The 12,173-nt window shown below is 31.3% G+C and carries 11 protein-coding genes; 7 read left to right on the top strand and 4 right to left on the bottom strand.

The annotated features are described in order from the left end of the window. The first annotated feature begins 22 nt into the window (after nt 1–22). From CD129_RS01635 to CD129_RS01615, 5 genes are all read left to right on the top strand, one after another. Nucleotides 23–226, top strand: coding sequence for a hypothetical protein (locus CD129_RS01635; RefSeq protein ID WP_078358540.1), 204 nt, complete (start codon nt 23–25; stop codon nt 224–226). 47 nt (nt 227–273) lie between these two features. Next, on the top strand, nt 274–1,464 hold the full coding sequence (locus CD129_RS01630) for an amidohydrolase (protein ID WP_078358539.1): 1,191 nt from the start codon (nt 274–276) through the stop codon (nt 1,462–1,464). A 138-nt stretch (nt 1,465–1,602) separates the two neighbouring features. Next, a complete protein-coding gene (locus CD129_RS01625) occupies nt 1,603–2,310 on the top strand; it encodes a GntR family transcriptional regulator (RefSeq protein WP_115337250.1) in 708 nt (235 codons plus the stop codon). A 9-nt stretch (nt 2,311–2,319) separates the two neighbouring features. Next, nucleotides 2,320–3,855, top strand: a complete 1,536-nt coding sequence (gntK, locus tag CD129_RS01620; RefSeq protein WP_115337251.1) for a gluconokinase — start codon at nt 2,320–2,322, stop codon at nt 3,853–3,855. A 12-nt stretch (nt 3,856–3,867) separates the two neighbouring features. Continuing rightward, nucleotides 3,868–5,226: a gluconate:H+ symporter gene (locus CD129_RS01615; RefSeq protein ID WP_107509883.1), complete on the top strand. Its 1,359-nt coding sequence runs from the start codon at nt 3,868–3,870 to the stop codon at nt 5,224–5,226. A 1,141-nt stretch (nt 5,227–6,367) separates the two neighbouring features. Here CD129_RS01615 and CD129_RS01610 read toward each other — a convergent pair. Both CD129_RS01610 and CD129_RS01605 read right to left on the bottom strand, forming a co-directional pair. Then, entirely contained in the window at nt 6,368–6,919 is a 552-nt protein-coding gene (locus CD129_RS01610) for a thioredoxin family protein (protein WP_078358456.1), read from the bottom strand. Between the two features lie 79 nt (nt 6,920–6,998). Then, nucleotides 6,999–8,036 (bottom strand): S66 family peptidase, encoded by a 1,038-nt coding sequence (locus CD129_RS01605; protein ID WP_107509881.1) that lies wholly within the window; start codon nt 8,034–8,036, stop codon nt 6,999–7,001. A 154-nt stretch (nt 8,037–8,190) separates the two neighbouring features. On the opposite strand from CD129_RS01605, the gene CD129_RS01600 reads away from it, so the two are divergent. Beyond that, entirely contained in the window at nt 8,191–8,736 is a 546-nt protein-coding gene (locus tag CD129_RS01600; RefSeq protein WP_078358458.1) for an HAAS signaling domain-containing protein, read from the top strand. Then, on the top strand, nt 8,736–9,575 hold the full coding sequence (locus CD129_RS01595; protein WP_107509880.1) for a DUF4097 family beta strand repeat-containing protein: 840 nt from the start codon (nt 8,736–8,738) through the stop codon (nt 9,573–9,575). Before CD129_RS01600 ends, CD129_RS01595 begins: the two co-directional genes overlap by 1 nt. Nucleotides 9,576–9,646: 71 nt before the next feature. Here the strand turns inward: CD129_RS01595 and CD129_RS01590 are convergent, their stop codons facing one another. Both CD129_RS01590 and CD129_RS01585 read right to left on the bottom strand, forming a co-directional pair. After that, nucleotides 9,647–10,684, bottom strand: coding sequence for a C45 family autoproteolytic acyltransferase/hydrolase (locus CD129_RS01590; protein ID WP_107509889.1), 1,038 nt, complete (start codon nt 10,682–10,684; stop codon nt 9,647–9,649). Nucleotides 10,685–11,033: 349 nt separating this feature from the next. Next, nucleotides 11,034–12,008, bottom strand: coding sequence for a bile acid:sodium symporter family protein (locus CD129_RS01585; RefSeq protein ID WP_115337252.1), 975 nt, complete (start codon nt 12,006–12,008; stop codon nt 11,034–11,036). Nucleotides 12,009–12,173: the final 165 nt, after the last annotated feature.

The raw sequence follows: 12,173 nt of genomic DNA, 5'->3' as shown, positions 1-12,173 counted from the left end.
GATATATGAATGAGGGATATTTTTGGGTAAAAAATTTATAAAACATTATATCATAATAGGTGTATTGTGTATTATCGGGAGTTTCTTTTTCGAAGGAACACCTAAATCATTAATGATTGGTGCAGGTCTAGGATTTTTCCTTACAGCAATTTTAGCTATTTTTGAAAAAGAAGATAAAGTAGATGAGCATCCAGATAAAACTAAAAGTGAAGAAGATAAAAAGTAACTGCTACTTCGTGTAGTAGTTACTTTTTATGAAATTGGGGTGAACATATGTTACGAAGTTTATTATTTAAAAAGTTAGAACAAAAAGAGCAAAGTATGATAAAACATTATAAACACTTGCATCAGTACCCAGAACCATCATTTAACGAAATCATAACATCACAATATATTGAGTCATTCTATAAAGATAAAGATGTTAAAATACATAATCGTATTGGTGGAAATTATGGATTAATAGTAGAAATAGAAGGTAGTAAACCAGGTAGAACGATCGCTTTAAGAGCAGACTTTGATGCTTTGAATATTACTGAAGATACCGGTCTACCATTTTCTTCTAAACATGAAGGTTGGATGCATGCATGTGGTCATGATGCACATACTGCTTATTTAATGGTGCTTGCAGAAAGTTTAATTGAGTTGAAGGATCATTTACCAGGTAAAATAGTTATTGTTCATCAACATGCTGAGGAATTAGCACCCGGTGGAGCAATTGATATGATAAACTCGGGATATTTAAATGATGTTGATGAGATATATGGTATACACTTATTCCCAGATTACACACCAGATGTTATTTCATATAGAAAAGGGCCAACAATGGGAGGACGATCATTATTCCATTTAAAAGTTAAAGGTAAAGGTGGGCATGGTTCCAGTCCTCATTTAGCAAATGATGCTATTATGGCAGCGAGTACTTTTGTTACGAATGTTCAAACGGTAGTTTCAAGAAGATTAAATCCTTTTGATATGGGTGTAGTAACTATAAGTTCATTTAATGGCTTAGGTTCATTAAATGTAATACAAGAAAGTGTGGAACTAGCAGGTGATGTACGGTATATGGAAAGCCGTATTGGCCATCAAATACATGACGAAATAGTACAATTAATTGAGGGATTAGAAGAAACATTTGGTGTATCTTGCGAATTTAAATATGAATTAGATTGTATACCTTTAATCAATCATTATAAACAAACTGATTATTTAGTTGATATTTTAGCAACAAGCCAAGGTGATTATTTTGAATCGTTAAAAGAACATGAGCAACTTACGAGTTCAGAAGACTTCGCGAGTTATTTAGAAAAAATCCCTGGAACATTTTTCTTTATAGGTTGCAAACCATATGATATTGATGAAGCATTTTATAATCATAGTCCTAAATTTATCGTTAACGAAGATGCTTTATTAACTGCAAGTAAAGCATTAGGAGAAGTTGTTTTAAACAGATTATATATTGAATGAATTTTAATTTAAACACACACTAACAATTTGTTAGTGTGTGTTTTTACTTTAAAAAACTAATCGTAACCGTTTACAAATATGTAGAAAACGTTTACAATAACTTGTATACAAGTATACGGATGATTTTGGAGGGATTTTATGAAGCATCATTATCACTATCCTAGCGATTGGTTAAAACATCGTTCTACTGGAGAACAAGTGGCGAGTGAACTTAGATTAGCTATTATAAGTAAAGAAATTGCAGAAGGTGACAAGCTAAGCGAAAACAAAATTGCTCAACAGTTTGAAGTCAGCCGTTCACCCGTGAGAGATGCACTTAAACTACTTCAACAAGATGGTCTAATTTCTCTTGAAAGAATGGGAGCTGTTGTTATTGGTTTGTCTAATACTAATCAAAAAGAAATTTATGATATTAGGTTAATGTTAGAATCGTTCGTTTTTGAAAGACTACAGTTAGAAAATAATACAGAAGTCATCAAACAATTAAATAAAATCTTGAAAATGATGTCAGTTGCAGTTGAATTTGAAGATGCAGACGAATTTACAAGACTGGATCTACAGTTCCACGAATCTATGATTACAGCAATTAATCATCAATATATTGAAATGATATGGCATAACTTAACCCCTGTTATGGAATGTTTAATTTTAGTTTCGATGAGGCAAAGAATGAAAAATGATTTAGATGACTTTAAGCGAGTTATTCATAATCATAAAGTATATATAGAAGCTATTGAAACTAAGGACAGAAATAAGATGAAAGAAGCATTTCACTTAAACTTTGATGATGTAGATGAACAAATAGATGTTCTATGGAATTCGCAAATAAATATAGATAGAAAGTAGGATTATAAAATGAAATACATGATTGGTATTGATATCGGTACAACGAGCACGAAAGCTGTTATATATGATGAAGAAGGCAATTTTTTAAATAAACATAGTATTGAATACCCTATGTCAACAAAAGAAATTGGTGTTGCTGAGGAAAATCCTGAAGAAATATTCGATGCTGTCATATTCACAGTTAAAAAGGTGATTAGAGATACTGGAGCAGAACCAAAAAATATTAAATTGTTAAGTTTTAGTAGTGCTATGCATAGTTTAATAGCTATGGATAAAGACAACAAACCTTTAACTGAATGTATAACTTGGGCTGATAATAGAGCAAGTAAATATGCAAATATGATAAATGAAAAACATGATGGACTTGAAATATATAAAAGAACGGGAACACCAATTCATCCAATGTCTCCTTTGTCTAAAGTATTTTGGTTAAAGCATGAACACGCTGATATTTATGACAAAACTGCAAAATGGATTGATATAAAATCTTATATATTTTATCAGTTATTCGAAGAGTACGTAATGGATCATTCAATAGGTTCTGCAACGGGTATGATGAACCTTAAGTCATTAGCTTGGGATAAAGAAGTAATGTCTTTACTTGGAATTAATGAAAGTCAATTGCCAAATTTAGTTTCCACTACACATATTATGAAGAACGTTAATAAAAAATATGCAGATTTAATGGGCATTGATGAAAATACACCTATTGTAATCGGTGCATCTGATGGTGTACTTTCTAATTTAGGCGTGAATAGTTACCGCGAAGGTGAAGTTGCTGTAACAATTGGTACAAGTGGCGCTATAAGAACAATTATAGATAAGCCTAAGACAGACGAAAAGGGAAGAATATTTTGCTATGTATTAACTGAAGATCACTATTGTATTGGTGGACCAGTTAATAATGGTGGTGTTGTACTTAGATGGTTAAGGGATGAATTATTAGCTAGTGAGGTAGAAACAGCTAAGCGATTAGGTGTTGATTCATATGATGTCTTAACTAAAATTGCGAGCAGAGTAAAACCTGGCGCAAACGGATTAATTTTCCACCCTTATTTAGCAGGAGAGCGTGCACCGTTATGGAATGCTAATGCAAGAGGTAGTTATTTCGGTCTGACATTATCACATAAAAAAGAGCATATGATTAGAGCAGCATTAGAAGGCGTACTTCTAAACTTATATACAGTATATCTTGCATTAATCGAAGTTATGGAGAAATCACCAGAACAAATTAAAGCGACAGGTGGATTTGCTAAAAGTGAAGTTTGGAGACAAATGATGGCAGATATCTTTGATACTTCAGTTGAAGTTCCTGAAAGTTATGAAAGTTCTTGCTTAGGCGCTTGTGTTTTAGGATTAAAAGCACTAGGAGAAATTGAAGATTTTGAAGTATTGGACAAAATGGTAGGTAAGACGTATCAACACGAACCAGAACAAGAAAATGTTGATATTTATCAATCACTTATACCAATTTATATAAATTTAAGCCGTAAATTAACTGAAGAGTACGATTTGATTTCAGAATTTCAAGCAACACATTCATAAGGAGATGTTAATATGTTTTCAGATATTGCACCATTATTAATAGTAGCAGTAGCAATTATATTATTATTAGGTTTAATTATGTGGTTAAAACTTAACACTTTTGTATCGTTAATTATAACTGCGATGGTAACAGGCATAATGTTAGGAATGCCATTAAGCAAAATTATTGGAACAATTGAAACAGGTATGGGATCTACACTTGGTCACATTGCATTAATATTTGGTTTAGGAGCGATGTTAGGTAAGTTATTAGCAGATGGTGGTGGTGCAACAAGAATTGCACACACATTAATTAATAAATTTGGTCAAAAACGAATTCAATGGGCAGTTGTTACTGCATCATTTATCATCGGTATAGCATTATTCTTTGAAGTAGGATTAGTATTATTAATTCCTATAGTATTTACAATAGCTAAAGAATCTAAAGTTTCTACATTATACTTAGGTATTCCAATGACAGCAGCATTATCAGTAACTCACGGATTTTTACCACCACATCCAGGTCCAGTTATGATTGCTAAGGAATTTGGAGCGGAAATTGGTCAAGTTTTAATATTTGGTATCATTGTAGCAATACCCGTTACAATAATTGCTGGACCAATTTTCACTAAATTTGCTAGAAAAATTATACCAGAAGCATTTACAAAATCGGGCGACTTAGCATCTCTAGGTAAACAAAAATCTTTCAAAATTGAAGAAACACCAGGATTTGCAATTTCAGCATTAACGGCTTTATTACCAGTATTTATAATGCTTGTTTCAACAGTTGTAGATTTAGTAACAGGTTCACCAGAGAATCCAGAAGGCATATTAGGTTTTATTAGTTTTATAGGTGAAGCGGGTACAGCAATGTTAATTTCAGTATTGTTTGCTATTTATTCAATGGGAATTAACAGAGGATATAAAGTTAATCAAGTTATGGATACATTAACTAATGCCATATATCCAATTGGTATGATGCTACTAATCATTGGCGGTGGCGGTGCATTCAAACAAATATTAATCGACGGTGGAGTAGGTAAAACTGTCGAAGAACTATTTACAGGTTCAGCAATGTCACCAATATTACTAGCTTGGATTGTAGCAGCTGTATTAAGAATATCGCTAGGTTCAGCGACAGTAGCAGCAATTTCAACAGTAGGTATTGTAATGCCATTATTAGAATCATCAGACGTTAACCTTGCTTTAGTAGTATTAGCAACAGGTGCTGGTAGTGTAATAGCATCACATGTAAATGATGCAGGTTTCTGGATGTTTAAAGAGTATTTCGGATTAACAATGAAAGAAACATTCTTATCATGGACATTATTAGAAACAGTTATATCAGTATCAGGTATCATATTCTTACTATTTATTAGTTTATTTGTTTAATAGAAAAACTTGTGACATAAATGTCATAGAAATTTTATAAGAGCAGAAATTCAATTTTAATAATGAATTTCTGCTCTTATTTTTTATAAAAATCATTTTGGCAACTCTTAGAACTACCATCAGATTGCCCGCAAAGTCTAAGACTTTGTTGGTATTTTTTATGCGCATGCTTTCCTCTTTTGTGAATACAGACATCCTTACTTACACTTCAACTGACTTGTGTTAACATAGGCATCCTTACTTACACTTCTCTCCACTTATGTGAATACAGATATCCATATTTAAATTTCTCTCTACTTGTGTAAATATAGACACTTAAGATTAATTGCCTTTAACATAAATGACCTATTATTTTAATGAGAATCATTTAGCTAACTCTTAGAGACACCATTTTTCTATATAAATATGGATATTGAGAGCGATTTTGTAAGTGCTGACGCCTGAGGGAATAGTATGCGTGAGAGACTACAGGCTCGAGCCATACCCCTAGGCAAGCATGCACGAACAAAATCGTGAGATTTTATAAAAATAGTTATAGGTAATGATTTTGTAAAAAACAAACATATAATTGTGTATTTAAAAAGTCAATATTAACAATGGTTTTAACAGTTAGGCATGCCTAACTGTTAAAAAATCTTTCAATAAATACACTTAAGAAATGAAATATTTGAGTTAAGAATGAATGCACAAAAAGTCATACTGTACTGATATACTTTAGTCATAGATAACACAACACGAAGCACAATACATTCAATTCCTCAAAACTTATTTCGTATATGTTTTTCATAATTGCAAATGACTTTGTGTAGAACGTGTTTAGATAGTTATCTGTAATTGTAACGTTGAAATGGATCATAAAATGATTCAAGTTATTTATACGAGGTTTCCCGGCTTTGTATAAATACATGTTTCCTTAATTAATAACCCTTCCCCGAAAAGCGCTCGTTAATTCCCGGACGAGCGCTTTTCACTTGCAGATTTTTATATGTGAACTTAAATAACATAGATTTTTAGATTAAAGAAAATTAGTGTAAAATGAATTTATCGAGCCATGGGGATGGTGAGAAATCCTACTATGAGTAATAGAGGACTTATACATAATTAAGAGGTTGAGACAATATTTGTCTCAGCCTCTTATCATTTATGAAATTGAACTTACGATTGATTCGTATACGTCATCCCAAAATTGTGTATTATTTTGATAAGTTTCATGAATTTTATGATGAACATCTTTTTCTTTTTCAGCGTATGTTGGGTCATCTTTGCTTGGTAAGTCTTTACGTAATTCTTCTACTTGTTTTTGTACACTTATAGCTCTTGGTCCCCATACATGTTCTTGCTCATGATGTTCATTTAAAAATACGAAAATAGGTATTGATCTTGCTGTACCGTTTGTTAAATATTGATCAATTAGGTTTGTATCTTCATCACGGTGAAATGCTTTTACTTCAATATTCGTATAATCAGCAATGTTCAATAATACTGGTATGTTCATCATGGCATCTCCACACCAATCTTCAGTAATGACAAGTACTTTATAATTTTTATCTTTAATTTTATCTAAACGGTCATCATTTTTAGGTAATTTAAAAGATTGATAAATATCGAGCAATTGTTCTTTATTTGTAGTCATTTCGTTTACGTATTCTTTAATTGGTTGTGCTTGTTCAAAATATGTAACTAACTTAGTCATTTTGTTAATCCCCCTTCAATATATTAAATATTATAACAATTCTGAAATAAATCGCAAAGAACTAATCTCGAAAAAATATTTATTTAACAGCGTTATCTAATATTTTGAAAGTTTTATTTTTAACATCCAACTCTGCTTGTGCCCCATAAGGTATGACACATTTAGGTTCGTTATGTCCAAAACTAGCATTATAAAAGACAGGCATATCTTCTTGATCCCATTCTTTCAACATTTTAACCCAAACTTCTTTGTATTCTTCGTAATATGCATCATCTTGTGGACGTCCAATAATCACGCCATTTATTTTATCAAAGATTCCCATTGAACCAAAAGCACGTACGTAATCTTCCATTAACCAAGGAGGTGCTTGAACTTCTGCTGTTTCAATGAATAAAATTGCGCCATCAAAAACTTCTTTATTTGGAAAAACATCTGTTGCTTTTAATGAATGGAAAAGTTCCATACATCCACCAATTAAATGTCCTGTAGCTTTTCCTTTACCATTTAAAATTTCATATCCTTGACTGTCAAATGATGGTCTATTAATGTCTTTATTTTTCTCTTCCCATGATAAACCATATTTTCTGAATTGTGGTGAGGCGGGTACATTTCCAATTGGACCATTTTGGAACCATGTTTGGTTAATTGAGTCAACTGTATAATCATCCATAGCAACATTTTCAGCAAAGTCTGTTAAAAGTGCTGGACCATAAAAACTTGATACACCTGCTTGATAGAACATAAAATGTATTGCAGTTGTATCTGAATAGCCGCTTAATATTTTTGGATTATTTTTAATGATATTTAAGTCGATATATGGCCATAAACGAACAGAATCATCTCCACCTAAAGTACAAATAATTGCTTTTACTTCAGGATCTTCAAGTGCTTGGTGTAAGTCTTCTACACGTTTTTTTGGATTGTTATATGTAAAGTCTGCTCCTTTAAGTGCATGTGGCATAACTTTCACTTTTAAACCGAATACTTCTTTCAATCGTTGAATACCAACTTCTGTTCTCCAAATTACTTCTTCTTCACCGGCGTAACCTGAGGATGGTGAAACGATTGCGACAGTGTCCCCTTTAGAAAGCTTGTTGGGTTTGATTAATTCTTTCATTCTTAATGCCCCCTTATTTATATATTTAAGTTAGTATATCACAGTGGTATCACTTGAAATCAAATATTTCAAATGATAGTATAATGTTGTTTGTAAAAGAATGGTAATATAATAAAGATGTAAGGTTAATATCACAATAAAAGGGGCAAAACCAATGGATAAAATAACCTTCCTTAATTACCTTGAGGATGAATTGTCTCGTTTGCCTAAAGTTGAGCGAGATAAAATAATGTATGAATATGAAACAAAATTTTTTGAAGCAAAAAATGAAAATGAATTAATGAATGAATTAGGTGAGCCTAAGGAAATTGCAAAGAAAGTTTATGCAACGAGCGCCATTCATGATGCTGAAATAGCACCAAACTTTAAAAATGTTTTTCAAGCAATTATGGCAACATTAGGCTTAAGCTTTTTTAATATATTTTTTATTATTATACCGTTTCTAATTATTGCGTTTATACTTTTAATTGTTGTAGTGGTTGGCGCATTGATGATGTTAGGACCTATAGTAAGTGTTATAAATATTATATTGTATGGATTTTATTGGATTGATATTACAAACATAATTTTTTCTATATCATTTTTAGGATTAGGGTTAATGTTGCTCATTACTGGATTAAAATTAATAGAACTGAGTTACAAAGGCATCTTAAAATATTTAAAATGGTGTGTAAAAGTCATTAGGGGGCATGCTGAATAATGAAAAAGTTATTTTTGATAGGATTAGGCATCTTCTTAATTTTTGGCTTAATAGGTACAATTCTTTGGTTTACGGTTAATAATAAATTTGAGAAGAATGAAACTTATGAAAAAGTTTTTGAGGATGATCAAGTTGAACAAGTCATCGTGAATGGACAAAATACAAATGTTGAAGTGAAAAAGGGTAAGACTTTAGGGATAAAGTATAACGGCAAACAACATGTAAATGCGAACATAGAAAACAATTTACTACATTTCACAGAACAAGATAGTAAGTATCAATTCAATGCCAATTTTATACCTTTTAGAAAAACGACAAATCATTTAGTAATCACTTTACCAGAGAAACAATATCAATCATTTAATATAACAACAAATACGGGAGATATATTAATTAAAGATGTCAGTAGTAACAACAGCAATATGATTACTGATACAGGGGATATTTCTTATAATAATGTGAATTTAAAATACGCTAAAGCAATGTCTAGTTTAGGAAGTGTTCAAGTTAAAAATTCAGCACTATCAGAATTTAATGGTGAAATTGAAACAGGAAATATAACAATAGCGAAAAGTAGCCTCATTAATAGTGAATTGATTACTTCGTTGGGTAACATAAATATTAGCCAACTTAAAAATGAATGCGATATTAAATCATCTACAGAAGATGGAGACATCACTTTATCTTACGAAGAACCTCCTAAAAATACTTTATTACAATTACAAGCTGAATCAGGCAGTACACATATAAAAAATAAAGCATTTAAAGGAGAAAAAGTAGGTAACGGTAAACACGTAATTGAAAGTTATACGGATAATGGCGATATTATAATTAAGTAATACAAAAAGCACGATAAGCTAGGAGCTTATCGTGCTTTTTTTTGCTTACTATCAAGTTGTGTAAAGATTTTTTATTCACTTGCGAACAAGATGTCTGTATCAATTTGTCCTGAAATTGAATTTAAATCTATAGGCTTTCCATCTAACCAATCTTGGAAGTTAAATGTATGTAACATACCATTTTCTCCAAGAGCAATTTTCATTTGTAATTGATCAGGTATATAAGCTGAAGTGTGAATGGTACCGGACCAGCTTTTAAAAAGCTTACTATAAATTTCATATTGTGGGTCGTTAAAATAACGAATAGCATCTTCTAAAGACATATGCTCGTTTGTAATATGTTCGATTCTATTGTATCTTTCTATAGATTCTTTTATATAATTTCGGTTCTCATGTGTTAATACTTCAAAGTGATTCGTACATAAATTATTTTGTTTCGTAACAACTGAACGAGGGGTAGCTTCTACCGTTATTCTTCTGTTTTGCTTATCCATTAAAATATAGCTGAAAGAAGTACGATGAGGTATCTCTTTTAATAAAGCTACTGCTTCATCAATATTTTTACAGGTTTCTAAAATTAGTCTTCCAATCATATAACATACAAAGCCGTCACCAGGTTTTTTTCTATGCATAAAATTATATCCCATAGATAAGCCATGTTCATTCATACCATCCATACGTCCGGTAACTCTCGATGTTGGACCAATTTGCGCATATCCACCATCATTTGGTTGAAATAAACTAAATCGACCATCATAAGTGGCAGGGTTATAATCATAATTTCTCACCATATAATCAGTACCTAAAAATATAGAACAACCACTATCTTTTGCATAAACTCTGTAATGTCCATAATTTAATAGAATCTGTTCGAGTGGATACTTTAATGTATCTTGTAATCCCATAAGTTCATCCCATATTGGTGGTGCAAATTCTTGATAGATTTTCTTAGTTTCATCTATATCTATGTCAAAGCGCGGTCTTCTGATTTTCCATTCTTTATCTCTATTCTCTAACATTTTGGTAGATTTTAACCATTCAGCTTGTGCGACGCCGTGATCATAATGGTTACCTCTAAATTCAAATGTCTGCATATTAACATTTTGCAACATAATCACTCCTATTAAATACATTTTGATTGAAATATTGCATTTTGTCACGCAAATTAGATTAAGAATATTAAGACTGGAAATGTGATATTAAAGAAACTGTAATAATGCTTTAACCTATGTAATTTCTCACCATGTTATATTTAGGGTACCAAATATCTCACAAATAATGTGAGAAGGAGGTATGTATAATGTGGAATCAAGGATATATCTACGTAAAAAAAATATGGCAAGAGTGGTATAGAAGATAATATAAATTTATTAAATGACACTTATAAACAACTAGAATATATATTTTTGAAATTAAAAAGGCTGAGACAAATTAATTGTCTCAGCCTATTATTATGATTTACAATGCTTGATCGGTTGCAGTAGAATATTGTTTTTTGCGTTCAGTTCGTTTCGTTTGGTTAGACCAAATAATTGCAATGGTTGGACCAGTTAATAGGTGAATAAAACTGAATATAGCTCCTGGAACTGCAGATAAAGGATTAAAATGGGCTGTTGCAAGTGATACAGCTAGTCCAGAATTCTGCATACCTACCTCTATGGAAACAGCACGTTTATCAGGTCTGTCTAGTTTAAAGAGTTTAGCTAATAAATATCCAATCGTTAAACCACTTACGTTATGAAGCAATACAACGCCAAACATAATCAAACCTGTTTCTATAATTTGAGCTTTATTACCTGCTACCACACTCGAAAGAATTAATGAAATTGAAATTACAGAAATAATTGGTAATATATCAATTGATTTTTCGGCAACTGGTTTGAAAAATCTTTGTACTATAAAGCCTAAAATAATAGGAATTAATACAACTTGTACGACTGATATAAACATAGATGAGAAGGATACTTGTAACCATTCTCTTGCAAACAAATAAATTAAAGTTGGTGTAATGATGGGTGCTAATAATGTAGATACTGTAGTGATGGATACTGACAATGCAGTATTTGCTTTAGCTAAGTAACTGATAACATTTGAAGCAGTACCACCAGGACAACAACCGACCAATATTACACCTAATGCAATATCAGAATTTAAGTTAAACCCTTTTGCAATTAAATATGCTGTTACTGGCATTATTGTATATTGTAGAATTACGCCAATGAATACACTTTTCGGTGATTTAAACACTTCTTTAAAATCATTTGTTGAAATTGTCATCCCCATACCAAACATTACAATTCCTAATAAGTAAGGGATATAAGGTGCTACTTGAGAGATGACATTAGGGAAACTAAAACCTAATATTGCAGCTAATAACATCCAAAGAACGAATGTTTTATTAATGAACTGACTAAACTTTTTAATATTGTACATATATACACCTTCTAATTTTATAATAATCAGAATATTAACAATAATACAAAAATATTTCAATAGCTTTATGGAAATAAGTGGGGCTTCGCATTTTTAAATGAGAATTGATACATATAATGAGTTATTTTATACTTTTATACATAAAAATTTAACTATATATACAGC

The sequence above is a fragment of the Mammaliicoccus fleurettii genome, from assembly GCF_003970575.1.
In the GTDB taxonomy this organism is placed as follows: domain Bacteria; phylum Bacillota; class Bacilli; order Staphylococcales; family Staphylococcaceae; genus Mammaliicoccus; species Mammaliicoccus fleurettii.
This window is presented reverse-complemented; position numbering and strand designations above follow the sequence as displayed.